We start from the raw sequence: 24,664 nt of genomic DNA, 5'->3' as shown, positions 1-24,664 counted from the left end.
ATCACTCGGGGGCGAGCGCGGCGGCCGGCCGGCTTTCGGCATTCCATTGACTGACTATCATACCGGAGATCAACAAAGCCGCGCCGAGCCAGCCCCGGCCGCCCATCGCCTCGCCCAGCCAGAAATACGCGAAAAACGCGGCGCCGCCGGGCTCGAACGCATAGATGACGGCCGCCTCGTTGGCACTCGTGCGCGCCTGGCCCCAGGCCTGCATCGAGATGATGGCGGCCGTGCACAGCACGCCCAGGTAGGCGAAGTTCGGCGCATAGTGAAGCAGCCCGTGGCCGATGTAGACCCAGTAGTTGGCGGCATCGGACGCGACGTCGATGCTGCCCCGCGGTACCTCGCGCGCGAACAGCCACAGCGCCGCGCACAAGGCGACGGTGCCGATCTGCGCGGCCGTCACCGTCATCAGACGGACGGCGCGCCGCGTATACACCTCCATGACCTTGATGTAGGCGCCGAACGTGAGCGCGGCCAGCAGCGCGAGCGTGTCGCCGCGGCCCCAGCCGCCCCCGCCATCCCAGCACAGTGCCACGAGCCCCGCGATCGCGAGCAGCAGCGCGATGACGATGCGGCGCTCCGGCAGGCGTCCGCCGAGCAGGCCCAGTAGCGGCACGACGAGCACGTTCAGGCCGCAGATGAAGGCGTTGCGGTTCGAGGTCGTCAGCGCGAGACCTTCCACCTGGAACAGGTAGCAGAAGAACAGCAGCAAGCCGAGTATGCCGCCGAGCATCAGGTCCGTGCGGCGTGCGCGCCACAGGAACGGTGACAAGAGCGCCGTCGCGATGGCGAAACGGGTCAAAATAATCCAGACGGGAGAAAAGTATGCCGTCAGTTCCTTCATCGCAGGAAATGTCGTGCCCCACACGAGGACGACGACGACGAGAGCGAGGATGCCGCGCAGATGCTGGGTCATGAAACGTGAAATAAATTCTGGCAAGATTGCTATGGTACCGGACCCGGCCGCAACGACGAAGACTGGGGCCGGCCCGCGCTGGCGGCTATAATCGTTTCATGGGTGAACGATATCTGAAGAGTGTGCGCCTGCTGGCCGAATGCCTGCAAGGGTTCGAGCGTTTCGTCGCCGAACCGGTGCGCCGGCATGGGCTGACGCATCCGCAATTCGACATCATCGCCACCCTCGGCAACACGCCCGGCATGACCTACAAGGAACTGGGCGAGCGGACCCTGATCACGAAGGGGACGCTGACCGGCGTCATCGACCGCCTCGAACAGAAGGGACTCGTGGAACGCGCGCGCAATTGCGACGACAAGCGCTCGTTCCTCGTGCGCCTGACGGCGGACGGGGAGTCCCTGTTCCGCAACGTGTTTCCGGCCGTGGTCGCACACGGCAAGCAGCTGTTCGCCGATTATGGCGACGGCGATTTCGAACAACTTGACCACGCGCTGCGCCGGCTGCGCACCCGGCTCGATGCGCCAGACCTGGTCACACCGGGCGGGCATGTTCCCGCCGACGAAGGATGATATGAATACAGCACTACTGGAAGGCAAAAAGCCGCCTCATTTCGACAAGCACATCATCGGCAACCTGCTGCTGGACGTGGCATCGCCCGCCGAAGTACGCGAGGAACCGATGGTGATCGGCGTGCGCAACGATGACGGCGAGATCTACCGCCTGATCGGCGCCGCCACCCTGAACAGCTTCATGAACGCGGTCGAGGAATTGTTCGACCTCGGCCTCGTCGACGAGCTGCAGGACACCGAGGAACCGAAAGACGGCTGCGACGCCATTTTCAGCGAGCCTTGACGAAGTTCCTGGGGGTATAATTTTTTCCCATGGACAGAATCGACGCCCTCAAGAGCATTGCCGCGCAGGCCGGGCGCGGCGACCTCCACTTCCCTACCCACGTCGACGCGACGCTCAAGCTGCAGCGCACGCTGACCGACCCGGAATGCCACATCGACGAAGCGGCGCGCCTCGTGCAGACCGAGCCGTTGCTGGCCGCCCGCACCGTCGCCATCGCCAACTCGGCCGCCTATAACCGCTTCGGCAACGACGTCACCAACGTCAAGGCGGCCGTGCAGCGCGTCGGCTTCCGCACGCTGGGCGCGCTCGCCGCCGCCGTCATCGTGCGCCAGTTGGCGAGCGAAATCCACGACCCCGAGTTGCGCGCCAAGGCCGATCAACTGTGGCTGCACTCGACCCACGTGGCCGCGCTGTCGCAGGTCATCGCGCGGCGCGTGTCGTTCGTCGATCCGGAAACGGCGATGTTCGCCGGCATCGTGCACGAAGTCGGCGGCTTTTACCTGCTGTCGCGCGCGGCCGAGTTTCCGGGTCTCCTGGACGGCGGCGCCGACGAATGGATCGAGCATGGCGAGACGGCCATCGGCCGCGGCGTCCTGCTCAAGCTGGGCGTGCCTGCCCCCGTGATGGGCGCCATCGAGGCGCTGTGGAACGGCATGCGCGCGCTGCCGCCGGAAACGCTGGGCGACACGCTGCTGCTGGCGAACGACCTGTCTCCCGTCGCATCGCCGCTACTGGAACGCGATATTGGCGTGTCCGGCATCCAGGTGGGCGCCACCATCGACTTCGCCGTCGGCGAAGGCACGCTGAAAACCATCCTCCAGGAATCGGAGGATGAAGTGCACAGCCTGACGGCCGCGCTGGCCTGATTCCCGATCCTCACCTCGACACCGGCCGCTGCATGCGGCCGGTGTCGTTCGTACATATGTGACTTTCGAGTCACTTACTTTCATCTTGTTACATTCCTTACCGTTTAAGAACTTCTCTTAGGGAAACATGGTGCTATCTTGGCCATATTGCGATTCACGACGAATCGCGAGCCCGAGAACACCAAGGAGTGAACCATGAAGAAACTGCTGCTCGCACTGATCGCCACCTCCGCCGTCGCCGGCGTCGCACAAGCCCAGACCACCTTGCCGCACGCCTACGTCGGCATCGGCGCCGCCACCGCGGACAACAAGTCGACCGACGACTACCACACGAGCGCCAAGATCTACGGCGGCTATGAATTCGACCAGAACTGGGGCGTCGAAGCCGGCTACACGAACTTCGACAAGCAGGACACGTCCCTCGGCAACGTGAAAGGTTCCGGCACCTATGTCGCCGGCAAGTACAGCATGCCGCTGGGCGAGCGCTTCACCGGCTACGGCAAGCTGGGCGTGTCGTACAACGAGCGCAAGTACAGCAGCAGCACCCTGGGTCAGGTCAACAGCTACGACACCGGCCTGTACGGCGGCGTCGGCGTCGAGTACAAGCTGAACCAGAACCTGGCCCTGAACGCCGAGTACGAACGCTACGGCAAGGACAAGGCATTCGGCGCCAAGGCCGATGTCTACACCGTCGGCCTGAAATACGGCTTCTGATTCCCCTCCCCGGACCCGGCAACGGGTCTGCTGCACCGACGTCGTCCCTGCGCAAGCATGGACGACGTTTTTTTTATGGCATCCAGATAAAAAAATGCCCACTCCGGGGAGTGGGCAAAGTCCAAAACTAGGGATGTCCTGAAAGAGACGAGTCCATCTTAGTTCCCACGGCGCGTGCACTCTGTGCGTGAACTCACATTTGTTAAATATTTTGACTAATTCGTGCCCAAGCGCAAAAAGGACGCCACCCGCAGGTGGCGCCAAGGGCAATCCCGCCAAAGGACGCCCAACCAGCTTGGTTGCTACACACTGACAATGTAGATGTAAATTCAGGTCGCGTCCAACCATTGACCCGATATAATCGAGACTTTCCGGTTCAACTTCGGTTCACATGAATGCAATAGACGAACAACCCCAGGACAATGCCAGTGACTTGACCTACCGCAGCGGCGTAGCGGCCCGCCTGGCGGGCCTGTCGGTGGAAACCCTGCGCGTGTGGGAACGGCGCTACGACCTGTCGGGCACGCGCCGCTCGGCCAGCGGCCAGCGCCTGTACACGGCGGACCAGGTGCAACGCCTGGGTCTGCTGAAACAACTGGTCGACCGCGGCCATCCCATCGGCCAGCTGGCCCATTTGTCCACGGACGAATTGCGCAGGCTGGGCGGCGGCGCACCGCGCGACGGCGTGCTTGTGCGGCCCATCGACGTCGTCGTCATCGGCCTGGGCCTCGCGCGCCGGATCGCCGCGAGCCCGCACGACACCCTGCTGCTGAACGTGCAGGCCAGTTGCTCGCGTTTCGAACCCGCCGACTGCCTCGGGCCAGACCTGCGCACCGAGGTGCTGCTGGTGGAATTGTCCGAGCTCGACGAACAGGCGATCCCGATGATCGAAGCGGCGAGCAGCGCCCTGCACGCGGCGGCCGTCGTCGTGCTGTACCGCTTCAGCCCGAGCGCGGCCATCCGCGCGCTGAGGGCGCAGGGCTGGCTCGTGGCGCGCGTGCCATCCGAGATGGGTGAACTGGTGCCGTTGTGCCGGCAGGCGCTGGAAGGACAGCATCTGCCGCCCCGCGCCGCGCACGGCCCGTCCGCGGGGCCGCGCTTCGACGAAGAGACGCTGGCCGGCATCACGGGCGCGAGCAGCGCGCTGGCCTGCGAATGCCCGCGCCACATGGCGGAACTGCTGCTGATGGTGGGCAGCTTCGAGCGCTACAGCGCCCAGTGCGCGTCGCGCAACAGCGCGGATGCGCAAGTCCACCTGGATCTGCACCAGTCGGCCGGCCAGGCCCGCATGATCCTCGAGGCGGCGCTGGAGCGGCTGGCGCGCGCGGAAGGGATCCCGCTGCCGCCGGCCTAAAAAAAAACCCGCTCCTTGCGGGAGCGGGTGAAGTCCAAAACTAGGGATGTCCTGAAAGAGACGAGTCCATCTTACGGCCGCCTTGTGTCGGCGCTCTGTGCGCTGTTTCACACAAAGTAAAAAACAAAAGCCGCCACGGCCAGGCCGGGCGGCTTTTGCTGTCATGGAGACCCGCGAACTTACACGACGGCGCCGTCGGTTTCGTCCTTGGCCTTGATCGGCTTGATCAGGTCTTCGCGCTTGACGCCCAGCCACATGGCGATGGCGGCCGCGACGAACACGGACGAGTAGATACCGAACAGGATACCGATGGTCAGCGCGATCGCGAAGTAGTGCAGCGTCTGGCCGCCGAAGAACAGCATCGACAGGACCATCATCTCGGTACAGCCGTGGGTGATGATCGTACGCGAGATCGTGCTCGTGATCGCGTGGTCGATGACCTGGGTCACGGACAGCTTGCGCTCCTTGCGGAAGGTCTCGCGGATCCGGTCGAAGATCACGACCGATTCGTTCACGGAGTAGCCCAGCACGGCCAGCACGGCGGCCAGCACGGTCAGCGAGAATTCCCACTGGAAGAAGGCGAAGAAGCCCAGGATGATGACGACGTCGTGCAGGTTGGCGACGATCGCCGCGACGGCGAATTTCCACTCGAAGCGCACGGCCAGGTAGATCATCACGCCGACGACGACCATGATCAGGGCGTTCAGGCCGTTCTGCGCGAGCTCGTCGCCGACCTGCGGGCCGACGAATTCCACGCGCTGCTGGCTCAGCACTTCCGCGCCGGCCGCGTTGACGCAGCTGGTGCGGGCGACGTTCTCGCCCTTGTCGGTGGTGATTTGCACCTGCTTCGGCATGCCGGCTTCGGCCGCGCACAGCGCGTTGAACACGGTGGCCGACGTGCCCGAACCGGCGACGTCCTTGCGGATCGGCAGGCGCAGCATGATGTCCTGCGCGGTACCGAAGCTCGTCACTTCCGGCTGCTCGTAACCCAGTTTTTCCAGCGTGTGGCGGATCTTTTCCTGCTCGGCCGCGTGCGGGTAGCGCAGTTCCATCACGGTACCGCCCGTGAACTCGACCGAGAAGTGCAGGTGCTTGGTCACCAGGAAGAACACCGCGGCGACGAAGGTCAGCGCCGAGATCACGTTGAAGATCAACGCGTGGCGCATGAACGGGATGTCCCGTTTAATCTTGAAAAATTCCATGGTCTACCCCGATTATCCTTTCTTGACGGCCGCCTTGGCCGCGGCGGCATCCGCGTTCCACACGGTGCCGATGGCGATCTTGCCGAGCTTCTTCTTGCGGCCGTACCACAGGTTCACGACGCCGCGCGACAGGAACACGGCCGAGAACATCGACGTCAGGATGCCCAGGCAGTGCACGACGGCGAAGCCGCGCACGGCGCCCGAACCGAACACCAGCAGCGCCAGGCCGACGATCAGGGTCGTCACGTTCGAGTCGAGAATGGTCGCCCACGCATGGCTGAAACCGGCCGAGATGGCCGCCTGCGGTGTGTTACCCGCACGCAGTTCTTCGCGGATGCGCTCGTTGATCAGCACGTTGGCGTCGATCGCCATACCCAGCGCCAGCGCGATTGCCGCGATACCCGGCAGGGTCAGCGTCGCGCCCAGCATCGACAGCAGCGCGAGCAGGAACAGCAGGTTGCACGCCAGCGCCACGACGCTGAAGAAGCCGAACAGCTGGTAGTAGATCACCATGAAGATCGCGATCGCCACGAAGCCCCACAGCGTGGAGTGCAGGCCCTTCGCGATGTTCTCGGCGCCCAGCTGCGGACCGACGACGCGTTCCTCGACGAACTCCATCGGGGCCGACAGCGCGCCGGAGCGCAGCAGCAGCGCCAGCTCGGCGGCGGCCTGCGGGCTGGCCATGCCGGTGGTCTGGAAATTCGAACCGAATTCGCTCTGGATGGTCGCGACCTGCAGCACGTTGTACTTGCCTTTTTCCTTCAGCAGCGTGGCCATGCGCTTGCCGACGCGCTCGCGGGTCATGGCGCGCATCTTGCGGCCGCCGTCGGCGTTCAGCTCGATGTTCACGGCCGGACGCTGGTTCTGGTCGAAGCCGGCGACGGCGTTGATGACCGAATCGCCGCTCACGAGGACGTCCTTCGACACGACGACCGGTGCGCCGGCGCCTTCGGTGAACAGTTCCGAATTCAGCGGGATCGCGGCGGACAGCTCGGTGCCCGGGGTGACGGTATCGTCGGTCACGCGGAATTCCAGCGTGGCGGTACGGCCGATGATGTCCTTCGCGTGAGCCACGTCCTGCACGCCCGGCAGCTGGACGACGATGCGGTCGCGGCCCTGTTGCTGGATCACGGGCTCGCTCACGCCCAGTTCGTTGATACGCTTGCTCAGCGCGCTGATGTTCTGCTTGACGCCCTCTTCCACCACGCGTTGCAGCGCGGCCGGCTTCAGGGTGACGACCAGCTTCAGGTCGGAGCCGTCGGCGGCGTCGGAGAACGCCAGGTCGGCGTTCTGCGCGGCCAGCACGTTGCGCGCCTGCGTACGGGTGGCTTCGTCGCGGAACTTGATCTCGACATTGTTGCCGACGCGGTCGATGCCGGCGTGGCGGATGTTCTTGTCGCGCAGCTCGCTGCGGACGCTGGACAGGACGCCCTTGATGCGGGTTTCCTCCACGGCCTTCGCATCCACCTGCAGCAGGAAGTGCACGCCGCCGCGCAGGTCGAGGCCCAGGTTCAGCGGCTTGGCGTTGATGGCCTGCATCCAGGCCGGCGTGTTCTTGACCAGGTTGACGGTGACGATGTAGTCGGGGTCGGCCGGGTCACGGTTCAGGTCGCGCTCCAGCGCCGCCTTCGCCTTGAACTGGATATCGGGGGTCGCGAAGCGCGCGCGCACGGAAGCGCTGTCGCCCGAACCTTCCAGACCCACGGCGTCGGCAGGAATACCGTCGCGCTTGAGCGCTTCGGCAACCCGGGTGGCCGTGTCGCTGTTGACCTTGACGGTCGCCTTGGAGGTCGTCACCTGCAGTGCCGGCGAGTCGACGAAATAGTTGGGCGCCGTGTACAGCAGGCCAACGAGTACTGTCGCGAGGATCAGTATGTACTTCCAGAGGGGGTAACGATTCATGATGTTCCAGCGTTCAGGATCGGGCGGAAAGCGCGGCGCGGGCCGCGCGGCCGGATTACAGGGACTTCAGCGTGCCCTTCGGCAGCAGCGCGGTCACGGCGTTCTTTTGCACGACCACTTCGGTGCCGGCCGACACTTCGACGGTCACGTACGTGTCGGTGACCTTGGTCACGCGGCCCAGCATGCCGCCGACGGTGATGACTTCGTCGCCCTTGGACAGCGCGTCCATCATGGTTTTCAGTTCTTTCTGGCGCTTCTGCTGCGGACGGATCATGAGGAAGTACATGACCACGAACATCAGGATCAGCGGGGCGAACGTGGTGAGGTTACCCATCAGACCCGGATCGGCTGCACCGGCGGTTTGCGCGTAAGCGTTGGAAATGAACACAAGGACTCCGATTATGAGATGAAAAAACAAGCGCTGTATTCTAGCACCGGCAAACTGGCAACAGCCAATTCCCCCGATGTGGGAACTGGCATGCCGAAATGCAAGATATTATCGGAAATTTAATTGTTTACACGCCGCGGGCGCGGTCCGCGTTGAACTGCAGGCGGAAGGCGTGGAACCGATCCGCATCGATGGCGTCGCGGATCTCCTGCATGAGGTTCAGGTAGTAATGCAGGTTGTGGATGGTGTTCAGGCGCGCGCCCAGGATCTCCTTGGAGCGGTGCAGGTGGTGCAGGTAGGCGCGCGAGAAGTTCTTGCAGCAGTAGCACGAGCACGACTCGTCCAGCGGCGACTGGTCGTCCTTGTAGCGGGCGTTCTTGATCTTGAGGTCGCCGAAGCGGGTGAACAGCCAGCCGTTGCGCGCGTTCCGGGTCGGCATCACGCAGTCGAACATGTCGACGCCGTTCGCCACGCCTTCCACCAGATCTTCCGGCGTGCCGACACCCATCAGGTAGTGCGGCTTGTGTTCCGGCAGGCGCGGGCCGACGTGCTGCAGCACGCGCATCATGTCTTCCTTCGGCTCGCCCACCGACAGGCCGCCGATGGCCAGGCCCGGGAAATCAATCTCTTCCAGGCCGGCGAGCGATTCGTCGCGCAGGCGCTCGTACATGCCGCCCTGGACGATGCCGAACAGCGCGTTCGGGTTCTCGCCCTGGTTAAATTCGTTCATCGAACGCTGGGCCCAGCGCAGCGACATGCGCATCGACTTGGCCGCTTCCTCGGCGGTGGCCGGACGGCCGTCGATCTCGTACGGCGTGCACTCGTCGAACTGCATCACGATGTCCGAGTTCAGCGAGCGCTGGATCTGCATCGAGATTTCCGGCGACAGGAACAGGCGCGAGCCGTCGATGGGCGACGCGAACTTCACGCCCTCTTCCGTGATCTTGCGCATCGCGCCCAGCGAAAACACCTGGAAGCCGCCGGAGTCCGTGAGGATCGGCTTGTCCCAGCCCATGAAGCCGTGCAGGCCGCCGAACTTGTCCATGACGTCCGTGCCCGGGCGCAGCCACAGGTGGAAGGTGTTGCCGAGGATGATCTGCGAGCCCACTTCCTTCAGCTCGTTCGGCGCCATCGCCTTGACGGAGCCATAGGTCCCGACGGGCATGAAGATCGGCGTCTCGATGGTGCCGTGGTTCAGCTTTAAACGGCCGCGGCGGGCGTGCGACAGGCCGCTCGTGTCTTTTTTAAGAAGGGTAAATTCGAGCATGATTCAATTCCTGGTGGCGCGTGAATGCGTCGTAAGCAGCATCGCATCGCCATAGCTGAAGAAGCGGTATTCGCTGGCGATCGCGTGCGCGTACGCGGCGCGGATCTCGTCGTAGCCGGCAAAGGCCGAGACGAGCATCATCAGCGTCGACTTGGGCAGGTGGAAGTTCGTGATCAGCCGGGTGACCGTCTTGAACAGGTAACCCGGGGTGATGAACAGGTTGGTGTCGCCGCTGCCGGCCGCGAGGGCGCCCGACTGCGACGCCGACTCCAGCGCGCGCAGCGACGTGGTGCCGACGGCGACGACATCGCGGCCCGCGGCCTGCGCGGCGCGCACGGCGTCGACGGTCTCTTGCGGGATCGTGTACCACTCGCTGTGCATCTTGTGCTCGGCGAGATTCTCGACACGCACGGGCTGGAACGTGCCGGCGCCGACGTGCAGGGTCACGTATGCGATGCGCACGCCTTTCGCCGCGACCTTGTCGAGCAGCGCCTGGTCGAAGTGCAGGCCGGCGGTCGGCGCGGCGACGGCACCCGGCGCCGATGAATAGACGGTCTGGTAACGCTGCTCGTCGAAATCGTCGGCATCGTGCTCGATGTACGGCGGCAGCGGCAGGCGGCCGTGCGCCTCGATCAGCTCGAACACGTCGCCGTCGAAGTGCAGCGTGAAGAACTCGCCGGCACGCTCGCCGACGCCGACCTCGAACGCGTCCGCGAGGCGGATGCGCGAGCCGGGCTTCGGCGACTTCGACGCGCGCACCTGCGCAAGCACCGTGCGCGGGTCGAGCACGCGCTCGACGAGCACCTCGACCTGGCCACCGGTGTCCTTCTGGCCGAAGAAGCGCGCCTTCAGCACCCGGGTGTTGTTCATCACGAGCGTGTCGCCGGCCTGCAGCTGGTCGACGATGTCGGAGAATTGTCGGTCGGTGATGCGGTCGCCGTCCAGATGCAGCAGGCGCGATGCGCTGCGGTCGGGCAGCGGCACCTGGGCGATGCGCTCGGGGGGCAGGTCGAAATCGAAGTCGGAGAGGGAGTACGTTTTGCTCATCTGGGAAAAACTCGTCGAGCCGCCTTACAATATGGGCTACAGCGTGCGGCGAACCCATTATTTTACACCCGGATTCCGGCCGGCGGGCGCAGGCCATAACCGTTATGCCCAAATCCTGATAAGCCGACAACACGCGCCAACGAACCGCCATGCCAGCCACGAACGCCAAACCGGCGGCCAAAGCCGCAGCCAAACAAGCACCGAAAAGCATCGAGAGCAAGCTCGCCAAGCTCGGCCTGCGCACGGACATGGACCTCGTCCTGCACCTGCCGATGCGCTACGAGGACGAGACGCAGATCGTCCCCATCCGCGAAGCCTGCCTGCGTGGCGGCCACGTGTCGCAGGTCGAAGGCGTCGTCACGAAGAACGAGATCGCCTATAAACCGCGGCGCCAGCTGCTCGTGACCATCGCCGACGAGACGTCCGACATCCAGCTGCGCTTCATGAATTTCTACGGCAGCCAGGTGAAGCAGCTGGCCGAGGGCACGCGCGTGCGCGCCCGCAGCGAGGTCCGGCATGGCTTCTTCGGCGCCGAGATGGTCCACCCGGTGTACAAGATCGTCAACGAGGGCGCCCCGCTCCCCAACGCCCTCACGCCCGTGTACCCGGCCGGCGAAGGCCTGTCGCAGACGATATTGCGGCGCGCGATCGCCGACGCGATGAAGCGCGTGGACTGGACCGACACCGTGCCGCGCGCCGTGCGCGAAAAGCTGAACCTGGCCGAGTTCCAGCCGGCCGTGCGCCTGCTGCACTACCCGCCGCCGGACGTCGACGAGCACGCGCTGACGGAACGCAGCCACCCCGCGTGGACGCGCGTGAAGTTCGACGAACTGCTCGCGCAGCAGCTGTCGCTGAAACGCGCGCAGCAGGCACGCCGAGAAAAAGGGGCGCCTGTGCTCGGCGCGGTCGGCGCATTGTCCGCGTCGTTTCTGGAAGCCCTGCCGTTCAAGCTGACCAATGCGCAGCAGCGCGTGGTCGAAGAGATCCGCCGCGACCTGCGCGAGGATTACCCGATGCAGCGCCTGCTGCAGGGCGACGTCGGCAGCGGCAAGACCGTCGTCGCGGCCCTCGCCGCCGCGCAGGCCATCGACAGCGGCTACCAGGCCGCGCTGATGGCGCCGACGGAGATCCTGGCCGAGCAGCACTTCCGCAAGATCGCCGCGTGGATGGAACCGCTGGGCGTGAAGGTCGCGTGGCTGACGGGCAGCCTGAAAAAGAAGGAGAAGACGGCGGCCAGCGAGATGACGGAATCGGGCGAAGCGCAGCTCGTGATCGGCACGCACGCCCTGATCCAGGACACCGTGCAGTTCGCGAAGCTGGGCCTCGTGCTCGTCGACGAACAGCACCGCTTCGGCGTCGGCCAGCGCCTCACCCTGCGCAACAAGGGGTCCGACGGCCTCGTCCCGCACCAGTTGATGATGTCGGCGACGCCGATCCCGCGCACGCTGGCGATGACGTACTACGCCGACCTGGAAGTCTCCGTCATCGACGAACTCCCGCCGGGCCGCACGCCCATCGTCACGCGCGCCATCGACCAGAACCGGCGCGACGAAGTGATCGAGCGCGTGCACGCGGCCGCGCAGGAAGGCCGGCAGGCGTACTGGGTCTGCCCGCTGATCGAGGAATCGGAAGCGCTGCAGCTGCAGACGGCCACCGAGACCTACGAGACGCTCGCGCAAGCCCTGCCCGACCTCGTCGTCGGCCTCGTGCACGGCCGCATGAAGCCGGCGGAAAAGCAGGTGATCATGGACGCGTTTTCCGCGGGCGAGGTGCACGTGCTCGTGGCGACGACGGTGATCGAGGTGGGCGTGGACGTGCCCAATGCATCACTGATGGTGATCGAGCACGCCGAGCGCTTCGGCCTGTCGCAGCTGCACCAGTTGCGCGGCCGCGTGGGCCGAGGTTCGGCGGCGAGCGTGTGCCTGCTGCTGTATCAGAGCCCGCTGGGGCCCGTGGCGAAACAGCGCCTGATGACGATGCGCGAGACGACGGACGGCTTCGAGATCGCACGGCGCGACCTGGAAATCCGCGGCCCCGGCGAATTCCTCGGCGCGCGCCAGTCCGGCCAGGCGATGCTGCGCTTCGCGAACCTGGAGACGGACCAGTGGATCGTCGAGCAGGCGCGCGACGTGGCGGCGTGGCTGCTGGAGTCCGACCGGCCGGAAGCCGAGGCGATTGTCGATGCGCACCTGCAGCGGTGGCTTGGTGGGCGCGAGGAGTTTCTCAAAGTGTGAACCCCAAACACGTCGCCCCCGCGAAGGCGGGGGCCCAAGTTTTTGTGCACGGCCGCGCGCGCAGAAATTGGGTCCCTGCCTGCGCAGGGACGACGATGCACTGGATTACTTGGTCGCAGCCGGCGCCGTCGTATCGGCCGCCGCATCCTTCGCGGCTTCCTTGGTCGCGGCCTTCTTCGCGTGCTTCGCCTTCTTCACGTGCTTCGTGGTCTTCTTCGCTTCCTGCTTCTCGTGCGTCGCTTCGGCCTTGGCGACGGCCGGCGGCGTGGCCGAATCCGGCGTGGTCGTCTGGGCCGGAGCCGGGGTCTGGGCGAAAGCAGCGGTAGCGAACAGGCCGGCGATCAGGGTGGCGACGATTTTTTTCATGATGAAGAGTCCTTGGTAGTTTTGGGTTTCTGCGACCACGTTTGCGCGTCGCTTGTGCCTGAAAACGGCCGGGGACGCTCCCCTGTTGACGCGATTTACAAATGCTTACGCGCCTGACAATCTCTTACAGCCCGGCCGTTTGCGCCAGCGCCTCCTCGACCCGCGCCAGCCGCGGCGCCACCATCTCGCGGTAGCGCGCCACGAGCTCGGCGCCGGCGCCCTGCGGCGAGCCGGCATCGAACGGCGGCTGCGGATCGTATTCGAGCGCCAGCTGGATCATGCGCGCGACGTCGTCGCCGGCCAGTTCGGCCGCCAGCGCGAGGCCGAAGTCGATCCCCGCGGTCACGCCGCCGCCCGAGATCCGGTTACGGTCGCGCACGATCCGCTGCGCGACAGGCACGGCGCCGAAGCGCGTCAGGAACGGCAACCAGATCCAGTGGCATGCGGAGCGGTAGCCGTCGAGCAGCCCGGCCGCGCCCAGCACGAGCGAGCCGTTGCACACGGACGCGACATAGCGCGCGCTCTCTCCCTGGCGGCGCAGGAAGGCCAGCGTGTCGGCATCGCCGAACAGGTCTTCGATGCCGAAGCCGCCCGGCACGCACAGCACGTCCAGCGGCGGACAGTCGGCGAAGACCGTGGTCGGGTTGATCGTGAAGCCGACGTCGGTCGGCACCGGATCGCGCGTCTTCCACACGAGGTGTACCTGGGCGCCGGGGACGCGGCTCAGGATCTGGGCGGGACCGGTCAGGTCGAGCTGGGTCACGCGGGGGAACAGCAAAAATCCGATGTTCATGTCGGGCTCCGTTGTGGATGAAGGATGACCCCATTCTAGAAAGCGGCTAGCATTGGCAGCAATGTCAAACTTGTGTCGATTCCTGCCATGCCCTCATCATCCCGCCAGGTTGCGCTGATCACGTTCGACGACGTCCAGGTGCTCGACGTTACCGGCCCCGCCGCCGTGTTCGGCGCCGCCAACGACGCCGCCGGCTACACCTTTTATCGCGTGCACATCCTGTCACCGCAAGGCGGCCCCGTGACGAGCAACTGCGGCCTCGCCGTCGTCACCAGGCCGCTGGCCAGCGTGAAGCCGGGCGCGATGGACACGGTGCTGGTCGCCGGCTCCAGCCGCCGCAGCCTGCAGGCGCTCGCGCAGGACCGGGACGCGCAAGCGTGGCTGCAGCGCGCCTGCGCCCGCGCGCGCCGCTACGGGTCCGTGTGCACGGGCGCCTTCGCGCTGGCCGCATGCGGCCTGCTGGACGGCAAGCGCGTCGCCACGCATTGGGAAGCGACGGACATCCTCGGGCGCAGGCATCCCGCCGTCGACGTCGATGCGAATGCGCTGTACGTGGAGGACGGCCGCGTGTGGACGTCGGCCGGCGTCACCACCGGCATCGACATGTGCCTGGCGCTCGTCGCGCGCGACCTGGGCGACGCCGTCGCCAACGCGATCGCGCGCCGGCTCGTGCTGTATGCGCGCCGGCCCGGCTACCAGTCGCAGTTCAGCACCGTGCTGGCGGCACAGGAAAAGGCGGACAGCCCGTTCGCGCGCCTCGTCGACTGGATCCGCGCGCACCTGGACGGAGAACTCGACGTGGCCAGCCTGGCGGAGCGCGCGGGCATGTCGCCGCGCACCTTCCACCGCCGCTTCACGGACGCGCTGGGCGAGACGCCGGCACGCTTCGTCGAGACGCTGCGCCTCGACCATGCGCGCACGCTGCTGCAGACGTCGATGGCGCTGAAGACGGTGGCCACGCAAACCGGGTATGCGACGACGGGCCAGTTATCGAAAGCATTCGCGCGCCGGTTCGGCGTCAGTCCGGGGCTGTTCCGTGCGATGCACGCAGAACACGCGGAATAAAAAAGCCCGCATCGCGCGGGCTTCGTGAGGAGATCTGCAGAGTTACTGGGTGACCGGTGCAGCAGGTGCGGCTTCCGGTGCCGGGGTCGCCGGCGTGGCAGGATCTGCCGGGGTGGCCGGAGTAGCCGGCGTGGCTGGAGTAGCCGGGGTCGCCGAGGAATCCGACGTGCCCGCGGTACCCGAGCTGCCCATTGCCGGAGCGGCCGGGGTGGCTGGCGTTGCCGCTTCAGCCGGTGCCGTCGTGGCGGCCGTGTCTTCTTTCACGGCATGCTTCGTCTTGGCTTTCGCATGCTTGGCGCTGGCTTTTGCTTCTTTTGCATGGGTCTTCGCCGTCTTCGCATCGGCGTGCGCTTCCTTCACGTCGGCTTGCGCTGCCTTCGTCTCCGTCTTCGTTGCCTTCACATCGGCGTTGTTGACCAGCACTGCTTGCTTGGGAGCAGGTGCCTGGGCGAAAGCTGCGGTGGCGAACAGGCCGGCGATCAGGGTAGCGATGGTTTTTTTCATGATGAAGGGTCCTTTCGGTTGTCGGTCAATGTGCACATCGTTGTGTGTGACTTCTCCCATCAACGAGCCCGCCTGTCCGTCTGTTGACGAACTTTACAATCGGTTACGTGCCTGACAGATGCTTACAGGACGTGCAACGATTATTGCCTTTTGGCGCCGCCGGCAATAACGAAAAAGCCCGCATCGCGCGGGCTTCTTGACGGCGTAACGAACCGGTTACTTGGTTACGGCGGCGACGGTCGTCGCTTTGTGCTCGGCTTTCACTTCAGCCTTGTGCTCGGCCTTCGCATGCTTGGCTTCCGCCTTCGCTTCCTTCACGTCGGCCTTGGCTTCTTTCTTGACTTCCTTGGCGTCCGCCTTGGCTTCTTTCACGTCGGCCTTGGCGTCTTTCTTCGCTTCCTTGACGTCGGCTTTCGCGGCGGCCTTGGTTTCCTTCACTTCAGCCTTGGCAGCCTGCTTCTCCTGCTTGGCTTCGACCTTGGCCGCGGCCGGCGTGGTGGCGGCAGGCGCGGGCGCCTGGGCGAAGGCAGCGGTTGCGAACAGGCCGGCGATCAGGGTAGCAATGGTCTTTTTCATGATGAAGGGTCCTCAGAGTTTTTGGGGTTCGGTGCAGGTCGTTTTGCGCTGCACTTGTCCCTAAAACGGCGCGGCCTGCCCGCCTGTTGACGGGCTTTACAATCCGTTACCGCGCTGACACATCCTTACAACTCGACCATTTAAAAGCCGTAACCGTGCCACGCGTCCTTGAAATCCTTGGCGCGCGCGTCGACCACTTCCGGCCGCGCACGCAGCCACGCGATCACGGCTTCGCGGTCTTCTTCCGACGGCGAGCCGCGCTCGATGCGGGCGACGACGCCTTCCGTCTCGCTGAACGGCTCGCGGCCGCCGAAGCCGCCGCCCAGCAGGCCGCGTTCTTCCAGCGCGCCGAAGAAGTCGTTGATGAAGTCGTGATACGGCTCGCCGCGCATCGGGTTGTGGAAGACGAGTTCGACGTCGAAGCAGTGTTCCTGGAATTCGCCGACGCGCAGCTTCTTGCGCTGGCGGGGATTCAGGCGCCGCATGCGGTTGGTCGAGCGGGGATCGCGTTTCATTCATTCTCCTTGGGTGGTGTGCTGCTCATTTGTGTCGAATCGGCGTCATAGGTCAGGCCGATCTGGCGCCGGATCTCGTCCATCACGCCCATCAGCGCCAGCGTGTCCGCATGCGTCATGCCGGGACTCTCGATCAGGCCCGCGCGCCAGCAGCGCTGCGCCTCGATGACTTCGTGCACGTAGCCGTTGCCGATGTACGGCGTGGGCACGGTACGCGCGATGCCGTCGGCGCGCACCACCGTCACCGTCTGCGTGCGGTAGAACATCGTGTTCATGCGGACGTGGCCACGTTCGCCGGCAATCGTCAGCTCGCTCGGCAGGCGCGCCCGAAGCGAGCAGCTGCACACGGACATGCCGCCGCTGCGATGGCGCAGCAGGATGCCCGTCTGCTCGTCGACGCCGGTCGGGCCGATGTCGGCATGGGCCAGCACGGTGTCCACGGGCCCCAACAGCGCCACGGCGATCGACAGCGGATAGATGCCCAGGTCGAGCAGCGCGCCCCCGCCCAGTACCGGGTTGAACAAACGGTGTTCCGGTCCGAATTCGGCCTTGAAGCCGAGGTCCGCGTTCACCTGGCGCACGGTGCCGATCTCGCCCGAGTCGACGATGCGGCGCACCTCGGCCAGCGCGGGCAGGAAGCGCGTCCACATCGCCTCCATCAGGAACAGGTTTTTCTCGCGCGCGAGTTGCACGAGTTCCTCGGCCTGCCGGCGATTCACCGTGAACGCCTTTTCGCACAGGACGCCCTTGCCGGCTTCCAGCGCGAGGCGCACGTTCTCGTAATGCATGGGGTGCGGCGTGCCGACGTAGACGAGGTCCACGTCGGGCGCATGCACGAGGTCTTCGTACGATGCGTACGCCGTCCCGCCGAACTCGCGGGTGAACCAATCGGCGCTGGCCGGGTTGCGCGAGCCGACGCCGGCGAGCTGCGCGTCCGGCGTGTCTTTCAATGCGGAGGCAAAGGCCTTGGCAATCTTGCCCGTGCCAAGGATGCCCCAACGTACCTTATCGGTCATGGTGTCCTCCTTCAGTGGTGCTGGCCGGCCTTTTGGGCCGGAACACGGTGTGGTCGAGATAAAAGGCTTCGTCCTGGTCCGGCCACCAGCCCGGCACGCCCAGCACGGGCAGCGGGGTGAAGCCGGCCGTGGACAGGCCCTCGGCCGCTATCGTCTTGGACACCGCGCCATCGATCCAGTCGCGGCGTCCCTCGCGGTCGAGTGCAAAAAAATCGTCGCAGGCGAACACGACGCGCACATGGGCCGTGATCGCCTTGCGCGGCGCGACGAGCTTTTCCATCAGCGCGTGCCCGAACAGCCACAGTTCGGCATCGCGTCCGAACATGGTCCGCTTGTCGAACAGGGCCGAGCGCCACTGGTGTGCGCGCAGGTCGTCGACGAGCGCGTGGCCGGCGGCGTCAGTGCGCACGACGAGCAGCGCCGCGTTCTCGTCAAAAATGGTGGCGGCGTCGCGCGCCGGTCCGCGCGACTTGCCGACGCCCGCCTGCGCGATCTGCGCGGCCTGCAGCGCGTTCAGTTCCCGCTTGATGCGCGGGAAGGTCTGCCACACGAGGCCGTTGAAAAAATCGTGCAGGTTCTCGCGCGTGGGCACGCATCCCGTGGCGCCGATGTAGGCTTCGTACGCCACGCCCTCCGGCAGGTCGGCCTGGGGCACGAAGCGGATCGGCTGGCCGTCCACGTTGACGAGGCCGAGCCGCGCCGCGTTCGCGTTGAACCCATCGATGAACGGCCCGGCGGGCAGACTGTCGAAAGCGGGACGGACCGTGTCGTACCACGGCCGCGTCCAGTCGATCTCGGGGAACATCCCGTTACAGCATCTTCCAGCCGATCTGTTCGCCCGCGTTCAGCGGGACGAGTTCCTGCTCGCCCATCGGCACCGTCGCCGGCAGGCTCCACGCCTCGCGCTTCAGGGTGATCGTGTCCTCGTTCACCGGCAGGCCATAGAAGGCCGGGCCGTTCAGGCTCGCGAACGCTTCCAGTTTATCCAGCGCGCCGGCCTGTTCGAAGGCGGTGGCGTACAGCTCCATCGCATGCAACGCGGTGTAGCAGCCGGCGCAGCCGCAGCTGGCTTCCTTCGTGTGGATGGCGTGCGGCGCGGAGTCGGTGCCGAGGAAGAAGCGCTCGTCGCCGCTCGTCGCCGCCGTCACCAGCGCCAGGCGATGTTCTTCGCGCTTCAGGACCGGCAGGCAGTAGTAATGCGGGCGGATACCGCCCTTGAAGATCTCGTTGCGGTTGTACAGCAGGTGGTGCGCCGTGATCGTCGCGGCGATCGGGCCTTCGGCCTCGGCCACGTACTCGGCCGCGTCCTTCGTCGTGATGTGCTCGAACACGATTGGCAGTTCCGGGAAATCCTTGCGCAGCGGGCGCATCACGCGCTCGATGAACACGGCTTCGCGGTCGAACAGGTCGATGTGCTGGTCCGTGACTTCGCCGTGCGTCAGCAGCGGCATGTCCAGTTCCTGCATCACTTCCAGTGTTTTATAGCACTTGCGCAGGTCGGTCACGCCGGCGGCGGAATTCGTCGTGGCGCCGGCCGGGTACAGCTTCACGCCGTGGATGAAGCCGGTGTCGCGCGCGCGGCGGATCTCGTCCGGTTCGGTGTTGTCAGTGAGATACAACGTCATCAGCGGCTCGAACGACATGCCTTGCGGCAGCGCGGCCAGGATGCGCGCACGGTATTCGGCGGCCAGCGCGGCCGTCGTGACGGGCGGCTTCAGGTTCGGCATGACGATGGCGCGAGCGAACTGGCGCGCGCTGTGCGGCAGCACGCTGGCCATGGCCGCGCCGTCGCGCAGGTGCAGGTGCCAGTCGTCGGGGCGGGTGATGGTGAGGGTGTCGGGGGATTCGATGATGGACATGGCGGCTCTCGGATTGCGAACCCCGACATTTTACTAGGAGGTCAAGTTGCCGGCACGCGTTGTTTGCGACGCACGATACATTGCAATACAGAACGAAATCACCCATTAGGGCTAGAATCGTGGCATGACGTTCGATCTGCTCACGCTCGCCCAGCTGGCGCTCATCATCGTGTTCGGTTACACGGTGCTGGGCCTGACCGGGTTCGGCTCGTCCGTGACGGCGATGCCGCTGCTGGTGTTCTTCATGCCGCTGCGCATGGCGGTGCCGCTGATGCTCATCTTCGACTTTGTCTCTAACGTGCTGCTCGGCGTGAAGAACCGCCGCCACATCGACAAGCGCGAAGCGCTGCGCCTCATCCCGTTCATGGCGGTCGGGATGGCGGTCGGCGTGCTCGCGCTCGTGCGCGCGCCCGAGCGCACCTTGCTGGTCGTGCTCGGCCTGTTCATCCTGGGCTATTCGGCCTGGAGCCTGTTCGCGCGCCGCAAGCTGCCGCCGTTTGCGCCCGCGTGGGCAGTGCCGTTCGGCGTCGTGGGCGGCATCTTCACGGCGCTGTTCGGCACCGGCGGGCCGTTCTACACGATCTTCCTCACGAGCCGCCTGGACGACAAGCTGGCCTTGCGCGCCACCCTCAGCGGCGTGCTGTTCTTCAGCGCCATCTCGCGTCTCGTGCTGTTTACAGGCGCGGGCCTGTACAACCAGCCGGCGCTGCCGCTGCTGGCCGCCGTGCTGCTGCCGTTCGCGCTCGGCGGGCTGTATGTCGGCAACCGGTTGCACCAGTGGCTGCCGGCGGAGCGGATCAAGCAGGCGGTGTGGGTGGTGCTGATCACCGGTGGGGTCAGTTTAGTATTGCGTAACCTCTAGCCACGTCGTTCCCGCGCAGGCGGGAACCCATGTTGAGCATCCCTGGTCAGCTCAGTATGGGTCCCCGCTTTCGCGAGGACGACGGTCTAGTGAATGATCCGGGCCAGGAACTCCCGCGCTCTCTCCGACTGCGGCGCCTCGAAAAACGCCTCCCCGGCGCTGTCCTCGACGATCCGCCCCTCGTCCATGAACACGACGCGATCCGCCACGCGGCGCGCAAATCCCATCTCGTGGGTCACGACCATCATCGTCATGCCGTCCTGCGCCAGGCCCGTCATCACGTCCAGCACTTCGCCCACCATTTCCGGATCGAGCGCGGACGTGGGTTCGTCGAACAGCATCGCGACCGGGTCCATCGCGAGCGCCCGCGCGATCGCCACGCGCTGCTGCTGGCCGCCCGAGAGCTGGGCCGGGAATTTGTCCTGGTGCGCCAGCAGGCCCACGCGGTCCAGGTATTCGAGGCCGTTCGCCGTGGCCTCGTCGCGCGAACGTTTGAGCACCTTGACCTGCGCGAGCGTCAGGTTGTCGCGGACGGACAGATGCGGGAACAGCTCGAAATTCTGGAACACCATGCCGATGCGCGCGCGCAGCGCCGGCAGGCGCGTGGCCGGGTCGCCGACGGACGTGCCGTCTACCCTGATCGTCCCCTGCTGGAAGGCCTCCAGGCCGTTGACGGTCTTGATGAGCGTCGACTTGCCGGAACCGGACGGCCCGCACACGACCACCACGTCGCCGCGCGCGACGCGTGTCGTGCAGTCGCGCAGAACCTGGACAGGGCCGTACCACTTGCTGACGTTGTCGATTTCGATCATCTGTATTGTCGTCTTTTCGTTGTCCCGGGCGTGCTTGACAGTACCATCAACGCCTAGGATACTGCCGGGACTTGTCAATATCGCAGCACCAGGCACCCGGCAACTCCCTGATCTTGCACGAGATTGTGCCACGGCAGCGGAACAGGACGGACGATCTCCCCTGCTCCGCCATCCGCCACCCTAGAGGAAGCTTATGAACAAAAGAAACCGCCTCACTACCTGGATCCTCGTGGGCCTGGCGCTCGGCATCGCCGCCGGCTACATCGCGCACACGAATCTCGCCGATCCCAAGGGCTTCGCCGACACGATGTCGCTGGTCACGACCCTGTTCCTCCGCCTGATCAAGATGATCATCGCACCGCTCGTGTTCTCCACGCTGGTGGTGGGCATCGCCAAGATGGGCGACGCCGCGGAAGTCGGACGCATCGGCATCAAGGCGCTGGGCTGGTTCATCATCGCTTCCCTCCTGTCGCTCACGCTGGGTCTCATCCTCGTGAACATGTTCCGCCCGGGCGACGCGATGGCGTTGTCCGGCACCCTTCCGGCGGCCGGCGCCTCGTCGGGCATCACCGCGTCCGGCCTCACGCTGAAGGACTTCATCACCCACCTCGTGCCGACGTCGATCTTCGACGGCATGGCCAGGAACGAGATCCTGCAGATCGTGATCTTCTCGATCTTCTTCGGCACCGGCGCCGCCGCCATCGGCGATCGCGCCGCGCCCATGATCGCCGCCATCGACGGCGCCGCGCACGTCATGCTGAAGGTGACGGGCTATGTGATGAACTTCGCACCGTTCGCCGTGTTCGCGGCCGTCGCGGGCGTCGTCGCCACCAGCGGTGTCGGCGTGCTCGGCACCTACGGCAAGTTCATGGGCGAGTTCTACCTCGGCATCGCGCTGCTGTGGTGCATCCTGATCGCGATCGGCGTGTTGTTCGTCGGCCCGCGCCTGTTCAAGCTCCTCGGCCTGCTGCGCGAGCCGACCATCCTCGCGTTCACCTGCGCCTCGTCGGAAGCCGCGTATCCGAAGACGCTGGAAGGCCTGGAGCGCTTCGGCGTCAAGAATCGCCTGGCCGCGTTCGTGCTGCCGATCGGTTACTCGTTCAACCTGGACGGCTCGATGATGTACTGCACCTTCGCCTCCGTCTTCATCGCCCAGGCCTACGGCATCGAGCTGGCGCTGTCCACGCAGATGACCATGATGCTCGTGCTGATGCTGACGTCGAAGGGCATGGCCGGCGTGCCGCGCGCGTCGCTCGTCGTCATCGCCGCCACGCTGAACCAGTTTCATATTCCCGAAGCCGGCCTGCTGCTGCTGCTCGGTATCGACCACTTCCTCGACATGGGCCGCTCGGCCACGAACGTGATCGGCAACGGCATCGCCACCGCGGTCGTCGCGAAGTGGGAGGGGGATCTCACCGATCCTGCGCTTGCCGACAAGGATATCGCCACAGCGCCGTTGCGCTGACCGGCACCCCGAACCAGGCTCCTCCCAAGGAGCCTTTTTTTTACCTTCCAAAAATTGTTAAAAAAGGAGATCTTATGTTCTTAAAACTTGTACGCACGTGGTTCGCACTGTGCCTCATGACGCTGCTGGCCGCATCCGCGCAAGCCCAGACGGCGGCCCGCCTGCCCAACGTGGTGATCCTCGCCACCGGCGGCACGATCGCCGGCACCGGCGCCACCAGCACGACGACGGTCGGCTACACGGCCGCCAAGGTCGGCGTCGATGACCTGATCAAGGCCGTCCCGGAACTGAAGCAGGTCGCCAACGTGACGGGCGAACAGGTGTTCCAGATCGCCAGCGAAAACATGAGCAACGAGCACTGGCTCACGCTGGCGAAGCGCGTCAACACGCTGCTGGCCAAGCCTGACGTGGACGGCATCGTCATCACGCACGGCACCGACACGATCGAGGAAACCGCCTACTTCCTCGACCTCGTCGTGAAGAGCAAGAAGCCGGTCGTGGTGGTGGGCGCGATGCGTCCGTCGACCGCGATCTCGGCCGACGGCCCGATCAACCTGTACAACGCCGTGCTGACGGCCGGCAGTCCTGACGCCGTCGGCAAGGGCGTGCTCGTCGTGCTGAACGACCAGATCAACGCCGCGCGCGACGTCAGCAAGACCAACACGACGACCACCGACACGTTCAAGGCGACGGAACTGGGCCTGCTGGGCTACGTGGTGGGCAACAAGGCGCACTTCTACCGCGCCTCGACCCGCAAGCACACGGTCGACACCGAATTCGACGTGAGCAACCTGTCGGCCCTGCCGCAGGTCGACATCGCCTACACCTACGCGAACGTGGGCCCGACCGCCGTCAACGCGCTGGTCGCCGCCGGCGCCAAGGGCCTGATCCACGCGGGTGTCGGTGACGGCAGCCTGCCGAACAAGGTGCGCCCGGCGCTGTCGGCCGCACGCGAAAAAGGCGTGATCATCGTGCGCGCGAGCCGCGTGGGCCAGGGCATCGTGGCGCGCAATGGCGAAGCGAATGACGACCAGCTGGATTTCGTGGTGGCCGACACCTTGAATCCGCAGAAAGCGCGCATTCTGCTGATGCTGGCACTCACGAAGACGAACAGCACCAAGGAGATTCAGCGGATGTTCTACACGTACTGATCGACGTCCCAACGACAAAACGGCCGCATCGCGCGGCCGTTTTTCATTAGTCACACCAGCGCATGCCCCTGCATCCGTGTAAGAATCGCCAGCGGACTCGCATCCTTGTCGTACTGGTGCATGGGCGACAGCTGCAACGTGTGCTCCATCATGTACTGCCCCGCCATCACGGCGTGCGACGTCTGGTCCGAGAAGCATACCCACGCGCAGCCCGGCGGGAAGTCGAAGGTGACCTGCGGCGCGTTCTTCTGGTAGTCGAGGTCGGACTTCATCGCATCGTGCAGTTGCAGCATGATGTGGTCGTATTCGCTGCGCAGCGACTTCGTCACGTGCAGCGCGTTCAGCACCTTCGCCTGCCATGCCGAATACGGTTTCACCTTCGGCAGGAAGCGGCGCGCGACATCCTCGAACGGTTCGCCCACGCGCCACACGCGCGGCTCGCCTTCCAGGTTCACGTTGGTGAACACGCGCAGCAGGCGCTCGCCGTAGTTGGGGCGCGACGGGAACGAGTCCACGTGCATGCGGCGATCGTCGGCGCGCCACGACTGCACGCGGTTTTCCACCACCGACGGCCGGAAGCTCGTCGCGCCGCGGCGCAGGTGTTCGCCGTAGCGCGGCACCAGGTTCGCGAGCAGGCCTTCCGCCTCGGCGCGGAAGCGCCCGATCATCCCGGCCATCAGCGCCTTCGTCGCATCGTCGCCGACGACGCCTTTCAGGTCGCCGCTCGTGGACAGGCTGATGTTGCGGATCTTGGGGTCGCGGATGTCTTCGCGGAACAGCGCCAGCTCTTCCTTCTGCGGCGCGAAGCCGTGCTGCGCGAAGTTCGGGAAGTACAGCACCTTGCCCGCTTCCAGCGCGGCGATCCAGGCCGGGTTGCCGTGGCCGACGTCGGCCATGTCGATCTCGACGATCTGTTTTTCCATCCTGTTCAATCC

General features: G+C 65.4%; 26 protein-coding genes. 10 read left to right on the top strand and 16 right to left on the bottom strand.

The window, feature by feature from the left end; translation table 11 throughout:
• Position 1: 1 nt before the first annotated feature.
• A complete protein-coding gene (locus ACEN9H_RS00290) occupies positions 2–919 on the bottom strand; it encodes a DMT family transporter (protein WP_413673383.1) in 918 nt (305 codons plus the stop codon).
• A gap of 98 nt (positions 920–1,017) precedes the next feature.
• Between ACEN9H_RS00290 and ACEN9H_RS00285 the strand changes: the two genes are divergently transcribed.
• The 5 genes from ACEN9H_RS00285 to ACEN9H_RS00265 all read left to right on the top strand — a co-directional run bounded on the left by ACEN9H_RS00285 (position 1,018) and on the right by ACEN9H_RS00265 (position 4,705).
• Positions 1,018–1,488 carry a MarR family winged helix-turn-helix transcriptional regulator gene (locus ACEN9H_RS00285; RefSeq protein ID WP_413673382.1) on the top strand — a complete coding sequence of 157 codons (471 nt, stop codon included), beginning with the start codon at positions 1,018–1,020 and terminating at the stop codon, positions 1,486–1,488.
• 1 nt (position 1,489) lies between these two features.
• Positions 1,490–1,771 carry a hypothetical protein gene (locus ACEN9H_RS00280; protein ID WP_056123771.1) on the top strand — a complete coding sequence of 94 codons (282 nt, stop codon included), beginning with the start codon at positions 1,490–1,492 and terminating at the stop codon, positions 1,769–1,771.
• 29 nt (positions 1,772–1,800) lie between these two features.
• Positions 1,801–2,637 (top strand): HDOD domain-containing protein, encoded by an 837-nt coding sequence (locus tag ACEN9H_RS00275; RefSeq protein WP_056123767.1) that lies wholly within the window; start codon positions 1,801–1,803, stop codon positions 2,635–2,637.
• 195 nt (positions 2,638–2,832) lie between these two features.
• A complete protein-coding gene (locus ACEN9H_RS00270) occupies positions 2,833–3,351 on the top strand; it encodes a porin family protein (protein WP_413673381.1) in 519 nt (172 codons plus the stop codon).
• A gap of 433 nt (positions 3,352–3,784) precedes the next feature.
• Entirely contained in the window at positions 3,785–4,705 is a 921-nt protein-coding gene (locus ACEN9H_RS00265; RefSeq protein WP_413673380.1) for a MerR family transcriptional regulator, read from the top strand.
• A 179-nt stretch (positions 4,706–4,884) separates the two neighbouring features.
• On the opposite strand, the gene secF is transcribed toward ACEN9H_RS00265, so the two are convergent.
• The 5 genes from secF to queA all read right to left on the bottom strand — a co-directional run bounded on the left by secF (position 4,885) and on the right by queA (position 10,511).
• Positions 4,885–5,907 (bottom strand): protein translocase subunit SecF, encoded by a 1,023-nt coding sequence (secF, locus tag ACEN9H_RS00260; protein WP_413673379.1) that lies wholly within the window; start codon positions 5,905–5,907, stop codon positions 4,885–4,887.
• A gap of 12 nt (positions 5,908–5,919) precedes the next feature.
• The gene (secD, locus tag ACEN9H_RS00255) at positions 5,920–7,809 is read right to left on the bottom strand and encodes a protein translocase subunit SecD (RefSeq protein WP_056123752.1); all 1,890 of its coding nucleotides are present in this window, start codon (positions 7,807–7,809) and stop codon (positions 5,920–5,922) included.
• 55 nt (positions 7,810–7,864) lie between these two features.
• On the bottom strand, positions 7,865–8,197 hold the full coding sequence (yajC, locus tag ACEN9H_RS00250) for a preprotein translocase subunit YajC (RefSeq protein WP_413673378.1): 333 nt from the start codon (positions 8,195–8,197) through the stop codon (positions 7,865–7,867).
• 127 nt (positions 8,198–8,324) lie between these two features.
• Positions 8,325–9,464 carry a tRNA guanosine(34) transglycosylase Tgt gene (tgt, locus tag ACEN9H_RS00245; RefSeq protein ID WP_056123746.1) on the bottom strand — a complete coding sequence of 380 codons (1,140 nt, stop codon included), beginning with the start codon at positions 9,462–9,464 and terminating at the stop codon, positions 8,325–8,327.
• 3 nt (positions 9,465–9,467) lie between these two features.
• Positions 9,468–10,511 (bottom strand): tRNA preQ1(34) S-adenosylmethionine ribosyltransferase-isomerase QueA, encoded by a 1,044-nt coding sequence (gene queA / locus ACEN9H_RS00240; protein ID WP_160410840.1) that lies wholly within the window; start codon positions 10,509–10,511, stop codon positions 9,468–9,470.
• Positions 10,512–10,660: 149 nt separating this feature from the next.
• On the opposite strand from queA, the gene recG reads away from it, so the two are divergent.
• Positions 10,661–12,745 carry an ATP-dependent DNA helicase RecG gene (recG, locus tag ACEN9H_RS00235; protein WP_413673377.1) on the top strand — a complete coding sequence of 695 codons (2,085 nt, stop codon included), beginning with the start codon at positions 10,661–10,663 and terminating at the stop codon, positions 12,743–12,745.
• A gap of 105 nt (positions 12,746–12,850) precedes the next feature.
• Here the strand turns inward: recG and ACEN9H_RS00230 are convergent, their stop codons facing one another.
• On the bottom strand, positions 12,851–13,111 hold the full coding sequence (locus ACEN9H_RS00230; RefSeq protein ID WP_371767387.1) for a hypothetical protein: 261 nt from the start codon (positions 13,109–13,111) through the stop codon (positions 12,851–12,853).
• Between the two features lie 124 nt (positions 13,112–13,235).
• Positions 13,236–13,904, bottom strand: a complete 669-nt coding sequence (locus ACEN9H_RS00225) for a DJ-1/PfpI family protein (RefSeq protein WP_413673376.1) — start codon at positions 13,902–13,904, stop codon at positions 13,236–13,238.
• A gap of 87 nt (positions 13,905–13,991) precedes the next feature.
• On the opposite strand from ACEN9H_RS00225, the gene ACEN9H_RS00220 reads away from it, so the two are divergent.
• A complete protein-coding gene (locus tag ACEN9H_RS00220; protein ID WP_413673375.1) occupies positions 13,992–14,969 on the top strand; it encodes a GlxA family transcriptional regulator in 978 nt (325 codons plus the stop codon).
• Positions 14,970–15,011: 42 nt separating this feature from the next.
• On the opposite strand, the gene ACEN9H_RS00215 is transcribed toward ACEN9H_RS00220, so the two are convergent.
• The 6 genes from ACEN9H_RS00215 to pyrC form a co-directional block, all read right to left on the bottom strand.
• A complete protein-coding gene (locus tag ACEN9H_RS00215; RefSeq protein ID WP_413673374.1) occupies positions 15,012–15,473 on the bottom strand; it encodes a hypothetical protein in 462 nt (153 codons plus the stop codon).
• 216 nt (positions 15,474–15,689) lie between these two features.
• Positions 15,690–16,049, bottom strand: coding sequence for a hypothetical protein (locus ACEN9H_RS00210; RefSeq protein WP_413673373.1), 360 nt, complete (start codon positions 16,047–16,049; stop codon positions 15,690–15,692).
• Positions 16,050–16,189: 140 nt separating this feature from the next.
• Positions 16,190–16,564 (bottom strand): YggL family protein, encoded by a 375-nt coding sequence (locus ACEN9H_RS00205; RefSeq protein WP_413673372.1) that lies wholly within the window; start codon positions 16,562–16,564, stop codon positions 16,190–16,192.
• A complete protein-coding gene (locus ACEN9H_RS00200; protein WP_413673371.1) occupies positions 16,561–17,580 on the bottom strand; it encodes a Gfo/Idh/MocA family protein in 1,020 nt (339 codons plus the stop codon). Before ACEN9H_RS00200 ends, ACEN9H_RS00205 begins: the two co-directional genes overlap by 4 nt.
• Positions 17,570–18,385 carry a DUF3025 domain-containing protein gene (locus tag ACEN9H_RS00195; protein WP_413673370.1) on the bottom strand — a complete coding sequence of 272 codons (816 nt, stop codon included), beginning with the start codon at positions 18,383–18,385 and terminating at the stop codon, positions 17,570–17,572. Before ACEN9H_RS00195 ends, ACEN9H_RS00200 begins: the two co-directional genes overlap by 11 nt.
• A 4-nt stretch (positions 18,386–18,389) precedes the next feature.
• A complete protein-coding gene (pyrC, locus tag ACEN9H_RS00190; RefSeq protein ID WP_413673369.1) occupies positions 18,390–19,439 on the bottom strand; it encodes a dihydroorotase in 1,050 nt (349 codons plus the stop codon).
• A gap of 124 nt (positions 19,440–19,563) precedes the next feature.
• Between pyrC and ACEN9H_RS00185 the strand changes: the two genes are divergently transcribed.
• Entirely contained in the window at positions 19,564–20,301 is a 738-nt protein-coding gene (locus ACEN9H_RS00185) for a sulfite exporter TauE/SafE family protein (protein ID WP_371771374.1), read from the top strand.
• A gap of 86 nt (positions 20,302–20,387) precedes the next feature.
• Here ACEN9H_RS00185 and ACEN9H_RS00180 read toward each other — a convergent pair whose 3' ends face one another.
• A complete protein-coding gene (locus ACEN9H_RS00180) occupies positions 20,388–21,113 on the bottom strand; it encodes an amino acid ABC transporter ATP-binding protein (protein WP_413673368.1) in 726 nt (241 codons plus the stop codon).
• Positions 21,114–21,306: 193 nt separating this feature from the next.
• On the opposite strand from ACEN9H_RS00180, the gene ACEN9H_RS00175 reads away from it, so the two are divergent.
• Positions 21,307–22,578, top strand: a complete 1,272-nt coding sequence (locus ACEN9H_RS00175) for a dicarboxylate/amino acid:cation symporter (protein WP_413673367.1) — start codon at positions 21,307–21,309, stop codon at positions 22,576–22,578.
• A gap of 74 nt (positions 22,579–22,652) precedes the next feature.
• Positions 22,653–23,729: a type II asparaginase gene (locus ACEN9H_RS00170; RefSeq protein ID WP_056123708.1), complete on the top strand. Its 1,077-nt coding sequence runs from the start codon at positions 22,653–22,655 to the stop codon at positions 23,727–23,729.
• Positions 23,730–23,779: 50 nt separating this feature from the next.
• Here ACEN9H_RS00170 and ACEN9H_RS00165 read toward each other — a convergent pair whose 3' ends face one another.
• The gene (locus tag ACEN9H_RS00165; protein ID WP_413673366.1) at positions 23,780–24,652 is read right to left on the bottom strand and encodes a Kdo hydroxylase family protein; all 873 of its coding nucleotides are present in this window, start codon (positions 24,650–24,652) and stop codon (positions 23,780–23,782) included.
• Positions 24,653–24,664 lie beyond the last annotated feature (12 nt).

Origin of the sequence: Massilia cellulosiltytica, assembly GCF_047325105.1 — a bacterium.
In the GTDB taxonomy this organism is placed as follows: domain Bacteria; phylum Pseudomonadota; class Gammaproteobacteria; order Burkholderiales; family Burkholderiaceae_D; genus Telluria; species Telluria orientalis.
The sequence above is the reverse complement of the archived record's forward strand: the minus strand, read 5'-3'. Positions and strand labels throughout refer to the sequence as shown.